The following is a 22,785-nucleotide window of genomic DNA, read 5'->3' as shown; positions in this document are numbered from 1 at the left end:
CCGCCAGGCGGCCTTTTTATCAGATCAGTCGTCATTTCCCAGTGCACTTTTGAGTTCTTCCTGCTCCGGCGTCAGCTCGTTGCCGGACAGCATAACCTTCAGCTTCTCTTCGACTGCTGACCAGTCATCAAAGAACGGACTGACCTGGTCACGCGCAATCCGGCGATATGCCCCTCTGTGAGAGCTGAAGACACTGGTCTGTAATCGTATCAACAGGTTAACGAGGCCTTCATCAGTGGCAGTTACTTCTCTGACCCATTGCTTCACGGCTTCATCTGAACTCATGTCTCTCCAGGCGTAGAGATACCCGAGAATTGACTGGCGCAGGAGAAGTTGTTGCTTAAGTTCTGGCTGACTCATGCGTTCAGCAAATCTGTCACGCAACCGTTCCGTAATATCGCGACTGAAAAGAGCGTCTGAAGGGGAAGGTACTGCATTTTGAGCAAGACCGTGTTCCCAGATAAGATCCCGCATAAAATCGGCTATCCAGAACGGCGAAGCGCCAGTAACAATCAGCTTTTCCATCTGCGTGACTGTTCTGGTCTCATCAATATTCTGCATATGCTTCAGCAGATGCCGTACAACCTGATTAATGCCAGTTTCACGCAGGGAAAACCATGTGTTACGGATCCGGAAGCGAGTGCTGACCTCATCCGTGTGATCGAAGAAAAACTGAATCAACCCAGCACACTCTTCGAAATTACGTTCCTTAATCAGCCCCGGTGTCAGCCTGCTTAGTATATGTTCGAACCAGGTTCCGGACAGACTACCCACACTGTTGATTTTTGAAAGGAGCTTTTCAGAGAGCTGCTGCTGGTTTTCCGGTACGCCTGCCTGCTTAAAAAGCTCATTAAAGAAATCAGTGGGCAGAACATTCTGGGGTGAGGAGAAGGCATAATAATATCGCCAGTGCGTCAGACTGCTGAGTCGTTTACCGGTCGTCTGGATATGACGAAAATCCTCACTGACGGGCTCAAAGAGATTCAGATGTGCATCATCATGTCCGCTGATACCGGGGAGCCAGTCTGCAAGCGTCAGAAACGAGTCTGCATTGGATGCCCTGAACGTCTTCATAGACCTTATAAGCTCCTCCCGGAAGTCTGCCTTTTCTCGGTCAGAAAGCATGCCCTGGCCGGTTTCAATCACGGACCGTTCTGTCAGGTAATGCTCTGTCCAGTCATACAGGGCCGGGTTTGTCACCCGGATAAGCTGGAGTAGGCACAAATCAGGGAAATACACAAAATCCCGCATCCCCGGATACAGAAAAATCAGGGAATTAATCGCCTGATGGATCTCCCGTGGCGTCGAAAGTGCGCCACCATACGTATCCGTCACCGCGGCGAGATCCCCTGACATTCCAGAGTCTGGCGGTTGATTATTAATTTGCTGATACAGCGCCTCAGCCCGCTGGCGAAATTCATTGCGTAAATCAAAGGCTTCAGGCCGGGGTAATTTAAAACTGAGCTGAATGATTTTCTGCAGGTAACGGCTGCCATCTTCTATATTCAGCGCATACTCAACGGCATGAGTGATAATCTGCCTGTCATAACAGAGAATATGGGTAAAGCGGGGCAGATCGGCTACAGCCCTCACCAGTCTGAACACTTCAGCAATCTGGGAAGGTTCAAGTCGATCAAGGTCATCCATAACGACGATGAATTTCAGATCCAGAGTAACCAGTTGTTTCGCAATTTCAGCCCGCAGTTTTGTTGTCGTTTTTTGATCAACTGCGAGACGACTCTCGGTAAATACTTTTATCCCGCCTGCTATCCAGTTAATGATGCTGGAAAACTGCCCGATATACTGAACCAGCGGAAGAACGCGCGATGAAGTATCCTGAGCATACTCAATCACTTTCTGAGCTTCTGGTGACAACAGATATTTACGCCAGAACTTTTTGAAGCCCTTCGGAGGATAGCGTTTTTCCATTTCCTGCTGAATAACCGTGGCAACAGGAAGAAAGAGCGCTTCAACCGGATCACTGCCACTCAGCCATGGGGAAACATGCAGTACATGCGTGTGTCCATCCTTGTGCTGAAAAAGACTTTTCAGTATCAGATTCAGAAGGCTTGTTTTACCTGAGCCCCATGCTCCTTCAATTCCGATCACATTTGAAGCTTCCTGTGGAAGGGAAAGAATGGATCGGGAGATATTTTCTGCAATATTTCTGAAGCCATATCGATCCTCAGGTACATTCTCAACTGCCGCATCAAGCCCTTTCTGGTTCCACAGTTGCCTCAGTATTTTCATATTACAGATCTCCGTAAAGGCCGCGCAGCCCGGTCAGGGCCTCCGCCAGCGTACCTTCCGCACATCGCGTGGTAAGCTCCCGGACCAGCGTCTCAAAGGCCTCCGCCGGTAAAAAAATCCGCAGGCCGTCGATACCGAAAAATCCCTCTTTTGATACATGCCCGGGCGGGGAGAACATCACACGCGCCCCTTGGTGACCGTGCGCCAGGGCTTCCGGATGGCGGGAATACAGCGTGAACAGGCCCAGCAGTTCGTAGAACGCCTCCCAGCCGTACGGCACCACGAAGTCCTGGCCGGTGATCAGCAGGTGCAGACGGGGCGTGGTGTACCAGGCCCCCGGGCGTTCTCCGGGGGGCTGGCCGTCAATGCGGATATCAAGGCGCAGGGTGCCGGCCCCGATGGTTTCCGTTACGGCAGAAATAACCGGGCGCAGCTCCTGCGCCAGAGCGGTGGCCTTCTGTTCTGTCCAGCCCAGCCCGCGCAGGACCAGAGGGAATATGGTCTTCAGCCGCGGCAGGGTGAAAATTTCAGACAGGTTAGCGTCGGGAATGTCAGCCAGCTCAAAACAGTCGCTCTCCAGCGGACGCAAAAGATGCTCGGCATACATCTGATCCACGACCGGGCGCAGCGCTGCCCGGAACCGGTCAAACTCTTCCATCCAGTTTTCGCCGGCCAGGCGGAAGATCCCCTTCAGGTAGTGGTCATCCACCGGACGGTCATGCTCCACCTGCCAGGCCAGCAGGTCACGGGTGATGTCGAGCAGCGTGCCCAGGGCCGGCAGGGTTGCCAGCCTGTTATGCCCGCGCAGGAAGGCCTCCCTGGTATGAACCAGCATAAAGCGCAGCTCGTCGCGGGAGAGCACTGACGTGCCGAAGGTCTGGCCGAGAATGATATGCCGGTACACAAAGCGTTATTGTCGTCTCAGCACAATTCACACGCGTCGTGTACGCTAAGCCTTCATTTTGCTCAGCACAGGACCGCGATCTTATGTTGGTGACTATGACAGACAAAGAACTCAGTCGGATCAACATCATTCAGTCAGTTATTGAAAAGCGCATGCGTCGTCGCGATGCTGCTCATCAGCTTGCTTTGACCGAATGTCAGACACAGCGTTTGATTGATGATCAGCACTACAGTGAGTCCATAAAACGGTCGTTTTATGGAGACTGACAATTAATTGCGAAACCATTAACTAGGTAATGGAAGTTGAGTGGTGTATTTTATTTCCTCCATGGAAAAACTGGATGTTACATCACTCAATCCGCTTACTGAGCTGACCAGCTTTTTGTAAAAACTATCGTAACCCTTCATATCTGAAACCACTACCTGAAGAAGATAATCATATTCTCCCGTGGTACGGAAAAAAGTCATCACTTCTGGCATACTATTGACCTGCGAAACGAAATGTTTATACCAGTCATGGCTGTGGTTTTGTGTTTTTATCATCACGAAGGCTGTAAGCGACAAGTTAAGCTTATCCTTACTCAACAGAGCAACCCGACCAGTGATGATCCCCTCATCTTCAAGACGTTTTATGCGCTTCCAGCAAGGATTCGGCGTTAAATCGACAGCCGCTGCCAGGTCCTGTAGACACAGTGTACAGTCATGTTGTAACAGCCTGAGCAGCTCCTTATCTTTCTTATCCAGCATAACCGCCCCTTCTGATGGAGAATATTTTTCTCTAAAAGTATAAAATAAAAGTGAAGAAAACAATATTTTTCTCCCGTTAAAAAGTTAAATTAATTTCTTTTACTGGGAGTATCTTATGCGCAGAGTGACGATATTGGTATTATTCCTGCTGGTTTCACTGACCTGGGGGACCACATGGCTGGCTATGCGGATAGCCGCTGAAACTATCCCTCCGGTGTTTGCAACCGGGATGAGGTTTATGTTTGCAGCTCCATTCTTAATCGGCATTGCATGGTTAAGAAAAACACCGCTTTTATTTCCACGCGGACAACGCTTGTTCCAGCTTGTAATTTGTATTTTTTATTTTGCCATTCCTTTCTCATTAATGATTTATGGTGAAACATATGTCAGCTCCGGGCTTGCCTCCATTATATTTTCAAACATGCCTGTGGCTGTTTTGATTGCATCAGTTTTGTTTTTGAATGAAAAAACAAACTCAATGCAGATTGCGGGTTTAACTATCGCAATAGTGGCACTGGCGGGCATTCTTCTCGAAGAAACGAAAACAAGCACAGAGACCCAATGGCAGGGAATCATTGCGCTTGTTTCAGCCGTAATCATCCATGCCATAATATATACTCAATGCAAGAAAAGAAGCTGTGCTGTCTCTGTTATAACGTTTAATGCGCTCCCGTGCTTTCTGGCAGGATTGTTACTTTCTGCGGCAGGATGGTTCTTCGAAAGACCACTGGTGTCAGCCTTCTCAGCACACTCAATATTAGCTACCCTGTATCTCGGTGCTTTTGCCGGGGTTTTTGGGATATTGTGCTACTTTGCACTTCAGCAAAAGGCCAGTGCCTTTCAGGCTTCACTTGTATTCCTTATTTTTCCTCTGATTGCGGTAAGCCTGGAAAGCTATGTATATGGATATGCAATTTCAACTCAATCAATGCTCTTTATTATACCGTTAGTTGCCGGGATATTTCTTACTCTTTTCTCACGGCGAGTGTCTGCAACCAACAAACATCGGGATTGCTCACCACAAACAAATAATGGTATTCATGAGCATACTGAGACTTCCTGAGGATTTAAAGAAAAGGCTTTCGTTTTCAGTTAATGTGGGTCGGTTGAAATGAGGGTTAGCTGCCGATACCAGTGAGGGATAGAAAGGGATCACCTACCTATCCCTTCACCCTTGTATCTAACAGTTTGTGGTGATTAGCTACCACCACTGAAGCTGAGTGAGCCGCCCCCTTCACTTAAGGTCAGAAAAGCCAGCACCGCTGAACCTTGATTTGCAGCATATGGCCCTCCGCTTCACCTTTCACGCCAGCACATCAGGTTGAACGGTTACCGGGAGCTCGACTCCGTATGTACAAGGCGAACAGGCGTGACGGTTTATGTGAGAGGAGTTTGACCATGTTTCCAGTCGGCATTGACGTAAGTAAAAACACCCTTGATCTTTGCATACTGTATGACGGTATCAAAGGACGCATAAAAACCCGTAACATCCAAAATAACAGACATTCAGTTGAAAATATTCTTCGCTGGCTCAGGCTCCAGCACTGCGGTCCTGAGGATGTTCATGTTGTGATGGAAGCTACCGGTGTTTATCACGAACGGCTGGCCACTGAGTTACATGATGCCGGTTTCCGGGTTTCTCTGGCCAACCCTCACCGCAGTCGGGAGTTTGCACGCGGCATGGGAATAATGACAAAGACGGATAAGGTGGATGCGTATATGCTTGCCTGTTACGCATTCCTTAAGAAGCCACACCACTGGGAGCCGCCGTCCCCCGAAATCAGATATCTCGCTGCACTCCTGCGACGGCGTGATGTTCTGCTGGGTGATGCCCTGCGTGAGGAGAACAGGCTGGAAAAATACCTGTCGACAGACACACCTGCAGATATTATCAGTTCCTGCAGGCGTATGGCGCAGCTTCTGCGCGAGGAGGTAAGTAATATCGAGCGGCAGATTAAAGCACATATCAAAGCCAGCCCTGCACTGAGGCGTGATTATACACTGCTGAACTCAATTAAATCGGTTGGTCCCCAGTTGGGGATGCATATGCTGGTCGAGCTTCGCAGCCATAACTTTGCATCAGCTGAGCAGGCTGCCGCCTTTCTGGGCGTGGTGCCGATCGAGAAACGCTCAGGCACATCGGTCCGGAGCCGACCGCGGATGTCGAAAATCGGCCCCCCTCAGTTGAGAGCGAGGCTTTACATGTCCGCCCTGTGCGGAAAAATCTACAATAAGCGAATGCGTAATATTTACGATGAGATGTGCCTGCGGGGTAAACCTAAAATGGTAGCCATTGGCGCGCTGATGCGGAAACTGGTGCACTGGTGTTATGGCGTCCTGAAGACCGGAACCGTTTTTAATGACGAAGGTCTGAAACAAGTACTGTCAACCTGACTATACCTGGCTGGCATTAAACTCAAGGTAACGCTCACAGCAGTAAGTGAGCGCAGTCCGCTATGAGTGAAAAACGGAAGTTCGTAAAACGCAGACAATATCGAGGTGAGGCGTTTAACTGCAGGAAATCATCATCGACGAACAAACCTGTCTGCTCTTATGGCATAAGCCCCGGCCTTTAGTGGGCATCAGGGCTCTTTCTGCTTCAATTCATCGTGATGACCACTTTGCCAGTATGTTGCTGGCTTTCAAAATATCGCCATGCTTCAACAGCATGTTCAAACTCGAATACCCTGTCTATAACCGGCTGAAGCTGACTTTTTACCAGCGCCCGATTCATAGCGACAAAATCCTCGCGGCTGCCAACACTGAAAGGTCTTACAGTTGCGCCACTTTTGAACAAAGTCATAAAATCGACTGATGCACTTCCCTGTGCAACAAAGCCCAGCAGAGCAATTTCCCCTCCCGGCGCTGCGGAGAGTAAAGACTGATTTAAGGTTCCCGGCCCGCCAATTTCCACAATACGGTCAACCCCCCTGCCTTGTGTCAGTTCCCGGACTTTTACTGACCATTCAGGATAATGTCGGTAATTGATGACATGATCGGCACCAAGCGCCGACAATAGCTGTGCTTTTACATCATTTGACGTTAACGCAATAACGCGTGCCCCCATGATTTTGGCGAACTGCACCGCAAACAGTGAGACTCCACCTGTGCCCTGGGTAAGCACAGTCTCTCCCGGTAATACAGACCGCGACTGTTGAAGGCTGTTCCATGCTGTAACTGCTGCGCAAGGGAGAGTGGCAGCCTGTTCCCAGCTCAGGTAATCAGGTACAGAAACCAGAGACTCTTCATCAACCACTTTGTATGAGGTTAACCATCCATCGGCCTGAGTGCCATAAGTTCCTCTCCCTGCAGCGGCATCCCGTGCTCCACCAAACCAGTGAGGAAAGAAGGTTCCCACAACCCGATCCCCCTTTTTAAACAGGCCCACAGAATCGCCTGTAGCCACGACCTCACCAGCCCCGTCCGATAAAGGGATCAGCCCGGCTTTAGGGGTTAATGTGCCTGTTCCGTACAGAATGGCCAGATCACGATAATTAAGACTACAGGCGCGGACCTTTATCAGAACCTGATTACGCCCGGGGACTGGCTGCTGTTCCTCAATTAACTTCAGTCCTTGTAAACTTCCGAAACTCTCAAGTCGATAGCTATGCATATTGCTCTCTTTGGTTTTGTTGAGTACGTCGCTACCTTAAAATTTTTTTACTGGATGTAGAATGTCTGAAAAGACATTATTACTGACTAACCGTCCATGAAAGAGGGAAAAAATGGATCCTCTCGATGATGTATTTGCTGCTATGCGTCTCAAAAGCGCACTTTATTCACGCCTTTTACCGCATGCCCCGTGGGGGATAAGCTTTGTAAGAAGTGCTTCAATTCGCTTTGGATTCATGGTTTCTGGACATGGAATGCTTATAGTGGAAGGCGTTGAAAACTCCATTGAACTGCAGCAAGGAGATGGGTTCCTGGTGAAGCCTGAGACCCTTTTTTCTCTGGTAGATAACCCTTCTACTCCAACACAATGGTGCGAAGATATCTTTGCTGAATGTTCAGGTAATAGTCTCAGTTTTGGAGGTGATGGCGAAGTGGCCAATATTCTCTGTGGCTATTTCTCCTTCGATACTACGGGAGCAGAACCGTTGCTTTCACTGCTGCCCTCAGTCGTGGTCATCCCCTCTGACGCTGCCCGTTCACCACTTTTGGGCCTAGTGGGAGCGAAGCTGCAAAATGCGGCATCTGACTTTTTTGAACTGGATCTGAATAAAAATTACTCACCTGTGAAATGGTTACCATAGCGGTTACCCATTGATGATTCAGGGAGTTGGGATGTTGTTACAGGAGAAGGCTTTTGATGACAGGGACGAGTGGCATTTGCTTGCTGACGAGCTTTCCCTGCTACCGGGGATGACCGATACGGGGCGTCTGGGATTTGCCCTTCAACTAAAATTCCGACAGGTTCAGGGCCATTATCCCGACTCTGTACACGATTTCCCTTCCGGCATTGTGCACACCATCGCTGAGCAGGTCGGATGCGCTTCCGTATCCCCTGAAAACTATCCGTTTCAGGGACGGCAGGCTCAGCGACACCGACACCGACAACATATTCGTCGCTATCTGGGTGTCAGACTCCCCAGTAAAGCTGATATCGCACGACTCAGCGCCTGGTTAACCGAATTTATCCTCCCGTTAAATCCGCAGGCCGTACATGGCAGTGAACTTGTTACTGACTGGTGTCAGGAACAGCTGATTGAACGGCCAGCCACCGAGCACCTGGAGCGGATTATACGTTCAGCTGTACACCAGTTCGAAACAAAGCAACAAAACACCATATTTACCCGACTTTCACTCGACAGTAAGGTTGCCATCAATCATCTACTGTCTGCCGAAGAACCGGGCGCTGCCCAGGTAAACGAAGTCACATTCAGCGGCCTCAAAGCTGACCCGGGAAGGCCCAGTCTGGAGAATGTCCTTTCCGTCATCGCCCAACTAAAATGCCTTGATGGTGTTGCGCTACTGCCGAATATTTTTCAGGGCATATCTCCTAAATTCATCGTCCAGTTTCAACAACGGTGTGCCAGTGAATCGATCAGGGAGCTTCGTCGCCACCCTTCAGCGATCCGTTACAGCATGGTAGCTATGTTTTGCTGGCGTCGCCGCCAGCAACTGACCGATGCGTTGATTGAGATGTTGATGGTGCTGATCCATAATCTCGGTACCCGTGCTGAAAAAAAGGTCGATAAAAAGCAGTTTGCGGCGTTTAAAAAGGTCAGGGGCAAGGCGCGTCTGCTATTCCGCATGGCCGAGGCTACCGTTGACCAGCCAGACGGTGTCATAAAGGAAGTTGTCTATCCTGTTGTCTCACAGAAAATGCTGCAAAATCTGGTCGATGAATTCAAAACTCTAGGGGTGAATACTGAGCAGGAAGTACATGAATCCATGCGTTCTTCTTACGGTAACCACTATCGCAGGATGTTGATGCCGGTACTGGACCGGCTTGAGTTTCAGTCCGGCAATGCCCTCTATCGGCCCGTGATTGATGCTATCCAGATTATTAAGGAAAACAGGACCAGCAATCAGCATTTCTATGCGGTGGGTGATGTGCCTGTTGACGGTATTATTCAGAAAAAATGGCGGGATGTTGTCATCGTACAGAGCCAGTCCGGTGAAGAGCGTATTAATCGTACCAACTATGAAATTTGTGTATTACGGGCTTTACGCAAAAGTCTGCGCAACAAAGAAATCTGGGTCACCGGCGCGGATCGCTATCGTGATCCGGCAGAAGATCTCCCTGCCGATTTTGCCACTAACCGCGCATATTATTATTCCCTGTTGCAGGCACCCACTGATGCGACAACCTTTATTAATCAAATCAAAGACAGGATGCGCCAGTGGCTCGGTACGCTGGATAATGGCCTGCCGGATAATCCCAGACTTCGCATCAGGGAACAGGGGAAAAATCGTATCCACCTGACGCCGCTGGATAAACAAACGGAGCCGCCCAACACCGCAGCGCTGAAGCAGGAGATTGGCCAGCGCTGGGCCGATCTGGAGTTGATAGACATACTCAAGGAGGTGGATTTACGGGAACATTTCTCGTGGTTATTTCGCACATCGGCCAGTCGGGAAGTGCTGGAGCCTGAGGTATTACAACGCCGCCTGTTGTTATGTCTGTTTGGCCTCGGAACGAATGTAGGGCTGAAACGTATCGCCAGCCAGCAACCCCGCGTCAGTTATGATGAATTGCGTTACGTTAAACGGCGGTTTATTCAGAAAGATGCTTTGCGCTCAGCGATTTCACATATTGTGAATGGTATTTTCAGAATTCGTCAGCCCGCTATCTGGGGGAATGCGACGACATCCTGTGCGGCGGACTCCCGAAAGTTTGGTGCTTATGATCAGAATCTGATGACAGAATGGCATGCTCGCTATGGCGGGCGCGGCGTGATGATTTACTGGCATGTGGATACGCATTCCACCTGTATTTATTCACAATTGCGCCGCTGTTCCTCATCGGAGGTGGCCGCCATGATGGAAGGTGTTCTGCGTCACTGTACCGACATGGAAATTAACCACCAGTATGTGGACAGCCACGGACAAAGTGAGGTGGCCTTTGCGTTCAGTGATGTGCTGGGGTTCGATCTATTGCCGCGCCTGAAAGCGATCGCCCGACAGAAACTGTATGTGTGTGAAAAGGAAGATACATCGTTGTACCCGCATCTTACGCCGATTTTAACCCGGGGGATCGACTGGGAGCTTATTGCACAACAGTATGACGAGATAATCAAATATACAGCGGCACTTAAAACCGGAACGGCAGAACCCGAGGCCATATTACGACGATTCACCCGCAATAACATTCAGCATCCAACCTATAAGGCACTCGCGGAGCTGGGCAAAGCGATTAAGACCATCTTCCTCTGCCGTTATTTACACGATGAGTCACTGCGTTGCGAAATTAATGCGGGTCTCAACGTCGTGGAAAACTGGAACAGCGCCAATAATTTTATTTTTTATGGCGAACACGGAGAATTTACCAGCAACCGGCCTGCGGATCAGGAACTGTCGATGCTCTCTTTGCACCTGTTGCAAATCAGCCTGGTCTATATCAATACCCTGTTGATTCAAAATGTGCTGACAGAGCCGGCCTGGCAGCAGAGAATGACAGAAGAAGACTGGCGTGGTCTGACCCCATTGATATACCACCATGTTAATCCGTATGGACGTATCGAGCTGAACATGGATCAACGGCTGGCGCTGGCAGCCTGATGGTGCCCAGAACCGTTCGGTTTCGTACACAGGGTCTTAATACTGTCCGAAAGTAAGTGAAATTACTTTCGGATATGCATTATGATTCGTACATCCTTTTCGGACGGAAATTTTCATCATGTCACGCGTTTTTGCCTACTGCCGTGTTTCTACACTGGAGCAGAACACGGAAAACCAGCGCAGGGAAATAGAAGCTGCTGGTTTTACCGTCAAATCCCAGAGACTGATTGAGGAGCACATCAGTGGTTCGGTTGCTGCCAGTGAGCGGCCTGGATTTACCCGTCTGCTCGACAGAATGGAAAATGGTGACGTGCTGATTGTCACTAAACTGGATCGTCTTGGACGAAATGCTATGGACGTTAGGAAAACGGTGGAACAACTAGCAGCGTCCGGTATTCGCGTACACTGTCTCGCGCTGGGCGGCGTGGACCTCACCAGCGCGGCCGGCAGGATGACCATGCAGGTGATTTCGGCCGTCGCTGAGTTTGAGAAAGACCTGCTGATTGAGCGTACACATTCAGGGATTGCAAGAGCCAGGGCTTCGGGAAAACGCTTCGGGCGTCCTTCGTCACTCAATGGGGTACAGCAGCAGGTGGTGCTGGAACGTCTTAACGCTGGAGTAAGTATTGGTCTATTGCCCGTGAGTTTAGCACTACACGGCAGACCATTCTTCGCGTAAGGAAAGCAGCCGGAAACGCGGATGCCGGGAACCTTTCTGGTGAAAAAATATCGTGAAACAGCGTCTGCTATCGAAACCTTAACCATGCATTGCAGGAAGAAAAGATTCCAGAGGATTAATTTTGCTTTTAATGACTAACTTGATAAAAGGACATATATATTGATGGAAATTTCAACACAAAAACTGTCTGACGGCATCGTTCTGACGCTTCGCTCTCCTCCGACAGTACAAAAAGCCCGGTGATCATTTTGTGCCATGGCTTCTGTGGTATCAGAGAAATTCTGCTACCTGATTTTGCTGAAGCATTTACCCGCGCCGGATTTTCCACCATCACGTTTGATTATCGTGGTTTCGGGACAGTGACGGCGAACGCGGCCGCTTGGTTCCTGCTATGCAAATTGACGATATTATCTCTGTTGTTAACTGGGCAAGAGAACAGCCCTCCCTTGATGCGCAGCGTATTGGCCTGTGGGGAACATCATTTGGGGATGCCACGTATTTGGTGCGGCGGTCAGAGACCCGGGAATCAAATGTATTGTCAGCCAGCTGGCTTTTGCAGACGGTGAAGAGATAGTCACCGGGAATATGAATAATGAAGAGAAAGAAGCTTTTCTTTCAACCCTGGACAAGATGGCTGAAAAGCAGAAGAACACAGGTAAAGAAATGTTCGTGGGTGTCAACCGGGTACTGAGCGATGCAGAATCAAAATCATTTTTCGAAGAAAACAGAACGCAGTACCCAAAGATGGACATTAAAATACCGTTTCTTACGGTGCGCGAAACTCTTCTGTACAAACCCGCATTGAATGCCTCACAGGTGATGTGCCCGACCCTGATCGTTATTGCTGGTCAGGATACGGTTAATCCACCGGAGCAGGGACGGGCCTTATTTGACGCGGTGGGGGCCAAAGAAAAAAGGCTATATGAGGAAAGCAGTGCCCGCCATTACGACATTTATGCAGGAGAGCACTTTAAGCAGGTTATCAGCATTCAGACAGAATGGTTTAAAACGCACCTGTAATTTTAGATAACGACTTACGGTGGGTTCAACAGAGCCCGCCGTTATGATAGACGTCAAATGTCGCATTTTGTAGCTTCGCTTCCGCTGGGCCCCATAGGATCTGCCGGATCGTAGAGGCTGGCTCCCAGCGCCAGCTTCACGCCTCTGGACTGTAGTGCATCCGCTATCTCTCGTGCGTCAGGAACTGACCGCGCCAGCCGGTCAAGCTTGGGAACAGAACAACCAGCGTATCACCGCTGCGCACAGCGGCCAGCGCCTGATCAAGTCCGGGCCGTTGCCGGTTTGAGCCGGTCAGCCCTTTATCGAGGTAAATCCGGTCCGAAGATCTGGCATGCCTGTATTTGTCATTTTATTCAGCGCACGCACCATGGCCAAAGCCTCTGCAGCCTGACCATCGTAATCACGCTACGCCAGCGAACCATCGAACAACTGCTTTACCCTGTACATCGGCGTTTCAGCTATCGACTGACGGTTGTAATCTGTTGTCCATTTCCACCGTGCATTGCTCCCGCTCAGTCGCTGATTCGCAACAGCACGATTGCGCTCTGCATACTCACCAGGCAAGAATCCCGCTCCCTTTCGGGGAGGAATGAGCGCGCTGATTTTCTTGCGAGGCAGTTCGTCATGACATCGCTGCGTATCGTAAGCGCCGTCCGCAGCAACTGACCTGATTTTTCGGTGGGTCTGCCGGATAAGCCCCGGGGATGCTTCAGCATCCGTGACGTTGTTCAGTGACAGGTCCGCGCAGATGATTTCATGCCTACTCGCGTCAACAGTCAGATGCAGTTTCCGCCAGATACGACTGCGATCTTTGCCGTGCTTTTTGACTTTCCACTCACCTTCACCGAAGACTTTAAGCCCTGTGGAATCAATCACCAGATGCGAAATTTCACCCCGGGTGGGCGTTTTGAAACTGACGTTAACCGACTTTGCCCGCTTGCTGACACTGGTGTAATCCGGACAGCGCAGCGGGACATCCATCAGGGCGAAAATGGAATCAATAAAGCCCTGAGCGGCTCGCAGGGTCAGCCGGAATACGCGTTTAATCACCAGGATGGTTGTGATGGCAAGATCTGAATAGCGCTGAGGTCGTCCCCGCGATGCAGGCGTTGCTGACTCATACCAGGCCTGAATCGCCTCATCATCAAGCCAGAAAGTGATGGAGCCACGATTAATCAGGGCCTTGTTGTAGTTGCGCCAGTTGGTGATTTTGAACTTTTGCTTTGCCACGGAACTGCCAGTATAGTCAGGATAATGCGTGATCTGATCCTTCAACTCACCAAAATTTCGATTTATTCAACAAAGCCGTCTATTACTGGAAATCAATCATGGCGTGCCTGCACTACATCTGAATGTGTCGGGTGGGGATACGCTTCTCCACGTACATGCTGCACAAGGTGGACTTGTCCTGACACCAGACAGTTCCGGGGTACTGTTTCAGCGTGCTGGATGCGACAGGTATGCTTACAGAGATCAGAACTCATTACTTGTGAAGGAACAGTAATATACTGCCCTCCATCAATCCAGAGTCTGGGGTTGTCGCATCAGATCTGACAGAACAAACAATCACGAAAAAGTTACTTTTTTCTCAGGAGGTGCCTGGACCCCTGCCCTTCATTTTGACGCGAGCAGGATGTCAGCACCTTACGTGCGGTTACTGTTATTCGCGTCCTGGTGGTATAGTGCAGCGGCTGGCAGAAGTAACCTACTATCCAACGGAATAAGATCACGATGAACGTCATTCAGCCCCGCATGCTCTCTGTATTTGATTTTGACGGTACGTTAACGCGGCATGATAGCTTTATCCCTTTTCTGCGGTTTGCCTTTGGCAATCGGGCGTTTTCGCGACGTATCGTCAGCATGGCTCTACCCACGTTACGCTGTATGCGTAAGCAGATGACGCGTGATGAGCTTAAAGAAACGCTCATTACAACTTTTCTTACTGGTGTTGAGGAAAAGTGGGTGTCTTCTAAAGCAGAGGAATTCTGTCAGCTCTACTGGCATCGCCTCATGCGCCCGGCAGGTTTGATTGCTGTGGCGAATGAAGTCACTTCCGGCGCGATCGTCACCTTATGTTCTGCCTCGCCGGAAATTGTACTCAGACCCTTTGCCGAAAAACTTAGGATCAAACTGATTGGTACACAATTAGAGACAAAAGACGGCATTCTGACCGGCAGAATCAGTGGTCATAATTGCAGGTGCTCACAGAAAATTGTCCGGCTTGAAAAAGAATATGGACCTCTGACTGACTATCATCTTCGAGCATGGGGTGATACGCGGGGAGATTATGAACTCCTTTCCGCAGCGACTGAGCCTCACTGGCGTCACTTCCATCAAGGTTTCCGTCGTAAGCTAATCATCAGATAAAAATTGCCCTTTATCGTTATGTAATTTCTTCTTTACATAAAAGTAACATATATTCTACATTTAACCACTGTAACTGGTGAAAAAAAGAGTGCATCCTGGTAAATCGGTAGCTCGGACTATTAGGTATGCTTCAACCTGTTACCATTGGAATACCTACTTTCAGCCCGCTTTTCCGAGCGGGTTTTTTTCATCCCTGCCGATGTGTTCCTGGGTCTAAATTACTGGGTGAAATTGGGTTTCAGCGATCACATCTGCGTATAGCCCTGTTTAGCTCTGCGTACTTTGAAAAGGTGTCGTCATGGCAGCAGGCCTATCGCCCCTTACCGGGGCGATGAGTCAGATAATGCCTTCCTTTTTTGCCAGTCCAAGCCAGTCTTTGAACTCTTCGAGAAGTTTTTCATACAACTCTTCGTCCTTAATGTGGGCAAAATTATCGATCGCAAAAAAGTTGCTGTTGTCTACGCGACGGTCGCTAAAGGTGTCCAGCCTCTCCAGAATCCCATAATTTGATCCGCCCAGTCCCACGAACTTCCAGAAGACAGGATAGTTGGCTGAGCGGCGGATGGCCTCTTTAATTTCTCGTGTTTTGCAGATCCCGCCATCTGTAATGCACACGACAAAAACGGGTAAGGTGCTTTCCTTGAAATAATCGATAACCTCATTCATGACTGGCGGCTCATTGTTCGTCCCGCCAAGGCCGGGAAGGATTTCCCAGGCCGATCGTTTACCCGTGTTCTGAATGGCAGCAATGTATCCGTCAAGATTGTCCAGTGTGACGTCAGGATATTTCTTGTGACGCTCAGCAAAGCCCCATACATCCATCGTGCCGTCATCGTCGAACTGGACAGACAGGACAGCTATACGGTCAAGAACGGCCTGTACATGTCCTTTTTTAAACTGGCCGGTCATAGAGCCTGAGGCATCGAGAACAAAAGCGACTCGTGCTTCAACGGTATCCAGTTTGTGTTTTGCCAGTGAAATACTGGCTTTCTTAGCCAGGCTGATAAGCGCAGGCGCTTTACCTTCGAGTTTCTTTTCAAGGCTGATCCGGGCTGGTTGCGGTACAACTTCTGCTGCAGGTTCCACGTCCACACCATAGCTGACTGCCAGTGGCTCAAGCCCGCCATTAAATCCCTGCCCAAGCGCCCTGAGCTTCCAGTTGCCCTGGTATCGGTAAACTTCCCCCATAATTACAGCCTTTTCTGTGCGGCCATTGAGATCGACAAAAAAGGTGGCCTGACTTTCAGCAGAAAGTTTCAGTTGCGCGAGGCCGCTTATCGTATCACTGCCATCTATCACCATAGTGATTGCAATCTTCTGAATCGTATCCGGGATCTGCTCAAGCGCAAAATGAACGACTGCGTGCTGGTGACCGGGGTTGAGTTTCACACTGCCACCGGCAGCACTGAGATTGTTGTAAAAGATAAAATCGGCATCGCCTGTCACTTTTCCCTCAGCATTCAGCATAAACAGGCAAGTCTCAGGGGGACTGTGAAATCCAGGACTGGGGGGATAATCAAGCCGGAGAGTCAGTGTAGCTGTGTGAAGCGGAATGTTCTGCCCTGATTGTAATTGCATTTAGGCTCCTTGTTGCCGGGTAAAGGGATCTCTCAGCGGGTAGAAAAAACCCCGGACAGGCCGGGGTTTGGTTTTACTGGTTTATCAGATGTTGATGCCGTGCTGGGTTGCCAGCGCAGCCAGGCCACCAGCAAAGCCCTGTCCTACAGCCTTAAACTTCCATTCCGCGCCATGGCGATACAGTTCACCGAAAATCATTGCGGTTTCAGTAGAGGCATCTTCTGACAGGTCAAAGCGTGCAATCTCGGCGCCATTATCGTTGTTCACCACACGCATAAAGCTGTTACTGACCATGCCGAAATTTTGCTTACGGCTGTCTGCTTCATGAATGGTGACTGCGAATACGAGCTTCTTAACGTCTGCGGCCACTTTTGTCAGATCAATTTTGACCTGCTCATCGTCACCGTCGCCTTCACCGGTACGGTTGTCACCCTGATGCTGTACTGCGCCATCCGGGCTGGTGGTGTTGTTATAAAATACGAAATGCGAATCGGACAGCACTTTACCGTTTTCGCCAACAAGGAATACTGATGCATCCAGATCAAATGCCTGACCATCAGTAACGCGTGCATCCCAGCCCAGGCCAACCAGAGCAACATTCATGCTCGGGCTTCTTTAGTCAGAGAAACATTACCGCCTTTAACGAGAGAAACAGCCATTTTTTGCTCCTGCTAATCGTAGATATCGGGTCGTGGATATCGGGGGCATCACCCCCGAATGATTTGGGTAAGAAAGTTACTTTTTATCAGGACGCGTTGATGCCGTACTGAGCGCACACGGAAGCCAGTCCACCAGCATAACCCTGGCCAACCGCACGGAATTTCCATTCTCCGTTGTGACGATACAGCTCCCCAAACAGCATGGCAGTTTCAGTAGAAGCGTCTTCTGTCAGATCGTAGCGAGCAACTTCAGTCTGATTGTCATCATTCACCAGACGGATAAATGCGCCGGAAACCTGACCGAAGCTCTGGCGACGAGCCTGAGCATCATGGATAGTGACAACGAAAATAATTTTGTCGACATCCCCAGGTACCGCGTCCAGTTTGATTTTGAGGGATTCATCGTCGCCATCACCTTCACCGGTACGGTTATCACCGGTATGAGTAACGGAACCATCAGCAGATTTCAGGTTGTTATAGAAAATGAAATCTGCATCGCCACGAACCTTGCCATTGGCTGCCAGCAGAAATGCGGAAGCATCGAGGTCAAAGTCCTGACCGTCCGTAGAACGTGCATCCCAGCCAAGGCCAACCAGGACGTTTTTCATGCTTGGCGCGGTTTTGCTCAGGGAAACGTTGCCGCCTTTAGATAGTGAAACGCTCATCTATTTATCCTCTTTCGTTAATCATTAATCAGCTGAGATCAGCTTTCTTTATTTTCAGCTTCCGGCTTTTCCGGAAAGATGACACTGGCCAGAATACCAAGAGCCAGTACACCCAGTACGACATACAGGCTGGTGGTCGCAGACAGGCTGTAACCATGGTGCCAGATGTGATCGGTAGCGTTCAGACCCAGCTTAAACGCAATGAAGAACAGCAGGACGATAACAGCTTTCTCCAGCTGGGACAGATACTGTTTCAGGGCTTCCAGTACGAAATACAGAGTACGCAGGCCCAGTATTGCGAACATCATGGCGCTATACACAATCAGTGGCTCACGACTGACTGCAATAATTGCCGGGACAGAGTCGAAGGCAAACATCACGTCAGAGAGTTCCACTACAGCCACACATAACATCAATGGGGTGGCGTATAGCGCTGCCTTTTTCAGTCGCCCTACAGATACGTCTTTGTTTTCTGGTTTAGCCAGTTCGGCATCCACTTCTTTTTGGGTCAGCAGGAATGCATGTCCGGACAGTTTCGGCCAAATCGGGAAGAAACGTTTAACCAGACGATAAGCAAGGTGCTGAGAATAATCCTCAATTTCGTCATCATCCCCACCGCCTTTGAGCATCATGACCGCAGTCCAGGCAACAACAACGGCAAAGATCAGCTCGACATAAGGGCCAAGGCTAAGCAGACCGGTACCGATCGCAACGAAAATCCCCCGGAATACGATAGCGCCAATGATCCCCCAGTACAGAACCCGGTGACGGTAACGGTCCGGAACTGAGAACCATGAGAAAATCGCCATCATGACAAACAGGTTATCAACTGACAGCACCTTCTCAAGGGCATAACCCGTGACAAACAGGCTGGCAACCTCGGCTCCGTGATGCACAAAAAGGAAACCGGCAAATGCCATCGCGACAACAACCCAGAAAACGGACCATAAGGCTGCGCTTTTGAGGGAAATTGGCTTGTCATGTCGGTGCATGAACAGGTCAATAAAGATGGCGCCGACCGACAGAGCAACAAAGACCGTCACTGTTTCAGCCGGAAAACCGATGTGAGTGGAAACCATATCGTACCTTTATCCGTTGTTTATCAGAGGCCAAATTCAGCCGGGTCGAAACCCAGCGAACGGGCAATTTCACGGACAGCACTCTTCTCATCATCATCGAAGTTGCCATCACTTTTAGCGACAGCAATACCGACACGAAGAGCCAGTTGAGCTGCCTCTGGCTGGTCTTTCAGGGCGAGGATATATTTCATCGTTTCGCCTTTTCCGATTTCCAGATCAAAGTCGAAACTGGTCACCAGCTTGTTAAAAAACTCGATAACTTCTGCTGTATCGAAGACTTTCAGCTCTTCTGAGGATCGCAGAAATCCAATCATCTTCTGTTTTTCTTCGGAGCTAACGCCGTCACTGGCAACAGCGATACGGGCGCATACCGCGACGGTACCCTGCATAAATTTCTTGTTTTTGTAACGGCCTACCTGGCGGGTCAATTCCTCACGACCCGAGGTCAAAGCCCCTTTTACTTTGTCGAAAAAACTCATTCTCATACCCTCATCATTGCGTTTATTTGGAACCTCTGGACCAGCGAAACCCCCAGCCAAAAGCGCGGTCCATTTCATCCTGGCCTCTGAAGTACTGGTTAATACGTTCCACACGAATGGAACCGTTCTCGTTGACCAGGCGGGCAATCGCACAAAGCGTGCGTTTGTTATCCCCTTCAGTCAGACGCGTTTCAATCGGTGGTTGCTCCGGAACATGTAATGTCACCACGCCATCGGTTTTGTCCCAGCTGGGCACGCCCTGATAGATAAAGGCATAAATCAGTACCTGGCGAATTTCTTTCCATTCGCGGCCATTGATGTGTAGCCATTCCCCATCCAGAGCCTCGCCGGTACGATCATCACCCTGCAGTTGAACATATGGCTCAGAGTGATAGTTACCAAAAGCATTACCGAGTGCCTGAACAACTGACTTATAGCCATCTGCGAGTTCAACGAATGCGCCAAGATCCAGGTCTATCGCTTTGTTCGAACCAAACATACCGCCCAGTAACCCGCCTGAACCCGAGCCACGATGCCAGTTCAGATTGATGCGGATTTCACCAAAATTGTCTTTTTTGGCAAGGCTGATGGCAGGCTTCTCTTTGGTCAGAGAAACTTTACTCAGGCTAACTTTAGGCGGAGCCGGAGGCGCTGGTGGCGGAGTGACTGGAGCTGGATCATCCGCGACGTTGACGCCATAGTACTCAGCGAGAGGTTTCAGGCCACCATTGAAGCCCTGGGCGATAAAACGAAATTTCCAGTCACCATTCCTGCGATAGATTTCACCGAGGATCAGAGCAGCTTCCTGACGGCCGTTCAGTTCTACCTGACCACTGATCAGCGAGGTATTGCCACTTTCAATTTGTATGGACAGATGATTCAGGGAGGAAACTGTATGACTGCCGTCACAGGTAACGGTGAACGCGACTTTCTGCACGTCGGGCTTGAGGCGGGACAGATCAACGGTGAAAACGCTATTGGTCCCTTCAGTACTGAAGCTAATGGAACCATCTTCATTACGGGGTTGCCCGTAAAAGACCATATCGCTGTCACCCCGAACTTTCCCGTCAGCGAATAATCTAAACGCCGAGGCATCAACAGGACCACCAGCAATGACTCTAACGCGGAGTTCCTGAGCAGGTACGGGGGCATTGCCCCCCGGTGTCAGATTCATGCTTTTACCACCGTACTGACGATATCGAATTGCATATCGTCGATTGTGCGGCCACCGCTTGCTTTACCGTGGGCGGTAAAGTCCCAGTGGCCGTTGTTGCGCCTCAGTGAAGCGATAATGATGCCGGTATGTGGGCCTTGTTCTGTCAGCTGATAGCGGGCAAGTTCCTTATTGGTCTGATCCACGACGCGGCAGAAGGCGTTATCCACGTCGTTGAAGGACTGTCCACGGAAGCTGTTCACAGTAAAAGCGAGGTATTCGACATTTGCCGGCAATTTTAAGAGGTTGACGTGAATGATTTCATCATCGCCATCCCCCTCACCCGTCAGGTTATCGCCGGAGTGGACGACAGAACCACAGCTGGATTTCAGTTTACGAAACCAGATGGTGTCAATTTTATTACCTGCGGCATCCAGAAGAACGCAACCTGCATCCAGGTCTATGGAATCATTGCCACCAAAAATGCTGCCAAATAATCCCTTTTTCTTAACAGGATCCCAACCCAGTCCGAACTGAAGCTGGCTGAGAGCAGTGGATTGTTTGCTGAGTGATACTGTCTGGTTTTTACTTAAAGAAACCATATTCATTCCTTAAAAGGTATTGACCGGGTTTTTATAAAATTCATTTTCAAACAGAGTGCATCTAAATCATATCATGACAAAGTTCACCCGCAAGGTAAAAACTGGTGGGTTTCTGGAATTTACGTTTAATTACATTGGGTGGGTAGGTGATGGTTTGATGTATGTTATTGTTATTAAGTGGTTTTGTGGTCTAACCGGAAAATCAAAAACAGCGAGTGATTATCATATTATGATTGACATGGCGCAGGTCGGTTCTTAGACTCATGTATTACAAAAATCTCATCCCCTTTTCAGGCGACAATTATAAAAAATGAAAAAGAAAATTTGGTTTATGGAAGGGCTATCTTCCCAGCGAGACATTGTCCTTGGAGTGAAATCATTTGCGGAAAAGGAAAATCAGGATATTGAAATCTTTTCTTCTCATCGCAACGAGAGGAAAGAGATCTTGTCTGTTTCCGATTTTTCAATGATCGAACCTAACAACGAAGAAGAACGTCTTTCTTTTATTCATTCCATTACTGACGCTCATGGTATTAATGCGATACATACTGGTCGCAACTGTAAATGGTTTGAAAGCCACCGGGAAAACATTCAACGTTCTGGTGTACACCTGACTACCGGGTCAACGGGTACTCACTGGTTTGAATTAGCCGATGAAAAAGTTACTTTTTCCGAGTTTATGGAAAAAAATGGACTTCCGGTTGTCCCGTCGGTTCGGGTAAAAAATGTAGACGAGCTTCGTACTCTGCTGAATCATCCCCCTTTCCCTTCTGATTGCCTCTGCATTAAACCTGTTACAGGCATTTATGGCATGGGATTCTGGCGTTTTGATGACAATGTTTCCCCGGTAGCTTTTCTCAACAATCCTGATAGCCGTGTTATCCACCCATCACAATACCTGGCTGCTCATGCCCGTATGGACTGCTTTACTCCACAAGTACTGATGCCCTATTTACCCGGACCAGAATACTCTGTGGATATGGTGGTAAGTCAAGGCACGGTCCTGGCCGCTATCGGGCGGCGTAAAGAAGGTGTGCTTCAGTATCTGGAAAATGAAGGGGAAGCGATTGAACTTGCCATCAACTGCGCCCGCCTAATGAACGCAGACGGCATGGTCAATGTACAGACTCGCCATAATGCCGAAGGCAAACCACTATTGCTGGAAATTAACATGCGGCCATCAGGTGGTATCGGTTATACGCAGCACAGTGGCGTGAATCTTCCGGGTCTGTATGCCTTCCATACACTTGGGCTGATGGATGATGATCAGGTCAGGCAGTCAGCGAAAACTGATTTTTCACCTGCAGTCGTCCGCTCTGTCACTGATGTCATACTCTATCCGGCATCATTGACCAACAGAATTTATTAATGGAGACAGAT

At 49.4% G+C, this 22,785-nt stretch carries 15 protein-coding genes and 6 pseudogenes; 8 read left to right on the top strand and 13 right to left on the bottom strand.

Annotated elements, in window-relative coordinates; translation table 11 throughout:
• Window positions 1-24 precede the first annotated feature (24 nt).
• The 3 genes and pseudogenes from LPQ25_RS26285 to LPQ25_RS26275 form a co-directional block, all read right to left on the bottom strand.
• A complete protein-coding gene (locus LPQ25_RS26285) occupies window positions 25-2,250 on the bottom strand; it encodes a KAP family P-loop NTPase fold protein (protein WP_004215174.1) in 2,226 nt (741 codons plus the stop codon).
• Between the two features lies 1 nt (window position 2,251).
• Window positions 2,252-3,160: pseudogene (pifC, locus tag LPQ25_RS26280) on the bottom strand (transcriptional repressor PifC); the annotation flags it as partial.
• A gap of 278 nt (window positions 3,161-3,438) precedes the next feature.
• A complete protein-coding gene (locus tag LPQ25_RS26275) occupies window positions 3,439-3,900 on the bottom strand; it encodes an Lrp/AsnC family transcriptional regulator (RefSeq protein ID WP_004215188.1) in 462 nt (153 codons plus the stop codon).
• A 115-nt stretch (window positions 3,901-4,015) separates the two neighbouring features.
• On the opposite strand from LPQ25_RS26275, the gene LPQ25_RS26270 reads away from it, so the two are divergent.
• Both LPQ25_RS26270 and LPQ25_RS26265 read left to right on the top strand, forming a co-directional pair.
• The gene (locus tag LPQ25_RS26270) at window positions 4,016-4,963 is read left to right on the top strand and encodes a DMT family transporter (protein ID WP_004215186.1); all 948 of its coding nucleotides are present in this window, start codon (window positions 4,016-4,018) and stop codon (window positions 4,961-4,963) included.
• A 335-nt stretch (window positions 4,964-5,298) separates the two neighbouring features.
• A complete protein-coding gene (locus LPQ25_RS26265; RefSeq protein ID WP_004225018.1) occupies window positions 5,299-6,294 on the top strand; it encodes an IS110 family RNA-guided transposase in 996 nt (331 codons plus the stop codon).
• 205 nt (window positions 6,295-6,499) lie between these two features.
• Here the strand turns inward: LPQ25_RS26265 and LPQ25_RS26260 are convergent, their stop codons facing one another.
• Entirely contained in the window at window positions 6,500-7,513 is a 1,014-nt protein-coding gene (locus LPQ25_RS26260) for a zinc-dependent alcohol dehydrogenase family protein (protein ID WP_004210218.1), read from the bottom strand.
• A 112-nt stretch (window positions 7,514-7,625) separates the two neighbouring features.
• On the opposite strand from LPQ25_RS26260, the gene LPQ25_RS26255 reads away from it, so the two are divergent.
• The 4 genes and pseudogenes from LPQ25_RS26255 (at window position 7,626) to uilS (ending at window position 12,823) form a co-directional block, all read left to right on the top strand.
• Window positions 7,626-8,153 carry a cupin domain-containing protein gene (locus LPQ25_RS26255; protein WP_004210220.1) on the top strand — a complete coding sequence of 176 codons (528 nt, stop codon included), beginning with the start codon at window positions 7,626-7,628 and terminating at the stop codon, window positions 8,151-8,153.
• 13 nt (window positions 8,154-8,166) lie between these two features.
• Window positions 8,167-11,124 (top strand): Tn3 family transposase, encoded by a 2,958-nt coding sequence (locus LPQ25_RS26250; RefSeq protein WP_077250518.1) that lies wholly within the window; start codon window positions 8,167-8,169, stop codon window positions 11,122-11,124.
• Window positions 11,125-11,242: 118 nt separating this feature from the next.
• Window positions 11,243-11,859: pseudogene (locus LPQ25_RS26245) on the top strand (recombinase family protein).
• A gap of 106 nt (window positions 11,860-11,965) precedes the next feature.
• Window positions 11,966-12,823 (top strand): annotated as a pseudogene (uilS, locus tag LPQ25_RS26240) (UilS family quorum-quenching N-acyl-homoserine lactonase).
• An 89-nt stretch (window positions 12,824-12,912) separates the two neighbouring features.
• Here uilS and LPQ25_RS26235 read toward each other — a convergent pair.
• Window positions 12,913-13,136 (bottom strand): annotated as a pseudogene (locus LPQ25_RS26235) (recombinase family protein); the annotation flags it as partial.
• Window positions 13,115-14,098 (bottom strand): annotated as a pseudogene (locus tag LPQ25_RS26230) (IS5 family transposase). The pseudogenes LPQ25_RS26230 and LPQ25_RS26235, both read right to left, overlap by 22 nt.
• Before the next feature lie 456 nt (window positions 14,099-14,554).
• On the opposite strand from LPQ25_RS26230, the gene LPQ25_RS26225 reads away from it, so the two are divergent.
• The gene (locus tag LPQ25_RS26225) at window positions 14,555-15,190 is read left to right on the top strand and encodes an HAD family hydrolase (RefSeq protein WP_011251321.1); all 636 of its coding nucleotides are present in this window, start codon (window positions 14,555-14,557) and stop codon (window positions 15,188-15,190) included.
• 336 nt (window positions 15,191-15,526) lie between these two features.
• Here LPQ25_RS26225 and LPQ25_RS26220 read toward each other — a convergent pair whose 3' ends face one another.
• The 7 genes and pseudogenes from LPQ25_RS26220 to LPQ25_RS26190 all read right to left on the bottom strand — a co-directional run bounded on the left by LPQ25_RS26220 (window position 15,527) and on the right by LPQ25_RS26190 (window position 21,405).
• Window positions 15,527-16,768, bottom strand: a complete 1,242-nt coding sequence (locus LPQ25_RS26220; RefSeq protein WP_011251320.1) for a VWA domain-containing protein — start codon at window positions 16,766-16,768, stop codon at window positions 15,527-15,529.
• Between the two features lie 84 nt (window positions 16,769-16,852).
• Window positions 16,853-17,427: pseudogene (gene terE / locus LPQ25_RS26215) on the bottom strand (tellurium resistance cAMP binding protein TerE).
• An 86-nt stretch (window positions 17,428-17,513) separates the two neighbouring features.
• Entirely contained in the window at window positions 17,514-18,092 is a 579-nt protein-coding gene (gene terD, locus LPQ25_RS26210) for a tellurium resistance membrane protein TerD (protein WP_004026609.1), read from the bottom strand.
• A gap of 38 nt (window positions 18,093-18,130) precedes the next feature.
• Window positions 18,131-19,171: a tellurium resistance membrane protein TerC gene (gene terC / locus LPQ25_RS26205; protein ID WP_004026607.1), complete on the bottom strand. Its 1,041-nt coding sequence runs from the start codon at window positions 19,169-19,171 to the stop codon at window positions 18,131-18,133.
• A gap of 23 nt (window positions 19,172-19,194) precedes the next feature.
• Window positions 19,195-19,650: a tellurium resistance membrane protein TerB gene (gene terB / locus LPQ25_RS26200; protein ID WP_004026604.1), complete on the bottom strand. Its 456-nt coding sequence runs from the start codon at window positions 19,648-19,650 to the stop codon at window positions 19,195-19,197.
• A gap of 22 nt (window positions 19,651-19,672) precedes the next feature.
• A complete protein-coding gene (gene terA / locus LPQ25_RS26195; RefSeq protein WP_011251319.1) occupies window positions 19,673-20,824 on the bottom strand; it encodes a tellurium resistance system protein TerA in 1,152 nt (383 codons plus the stop codon).
• Window positions 20,821-21,405 (bottom strand): TerD family protein, encoded by a 585-nt coding sequence (locus tag LPQ25_RS26190; RefSeq protein ID WP_004196925.1) that lies wholly within the window; start codon window positions 21,403-21,405, stop codon window positions 20,821-20,823. Before LPQ25_RS26190 ends, terA begins: the two co-directional genes overlap by 4 nt.
• 310 nt (window positions 21,406-21,715) lie before the next feature.
• Here LPQ25_RS26190 and LPQ25_RS26185 point away from each other — a divergent pair, with 310 nt between their 5' ends.
• Window positions 21,716-22,774 (top strand): ATP-grasp domain-containing protein, encoded by a 1,059-nt coding sequence (locus tag LPQ25_RS26185; protein ID WP_011251317.1) that lies wholly within the window; start codon window positions 21,716-21,718, stop codon window positions 22,772-22,774.
• Window positions 22,775-22,785 lie beyond the last annotated feature (11 nt).

The organism is Klebsiella sp. KPN54798, assembly GCF_021184225.1.
Lineage (GTDB): Bacteria > Pseudomonadota > Gammaproteobacteria > Enterobacterales > Enterobacteriaceae > Klebsiella > Klebsiella pneumoniae.
This window is presented reverse-complemented; position numbering and strand designations above follow the sequence as displayed.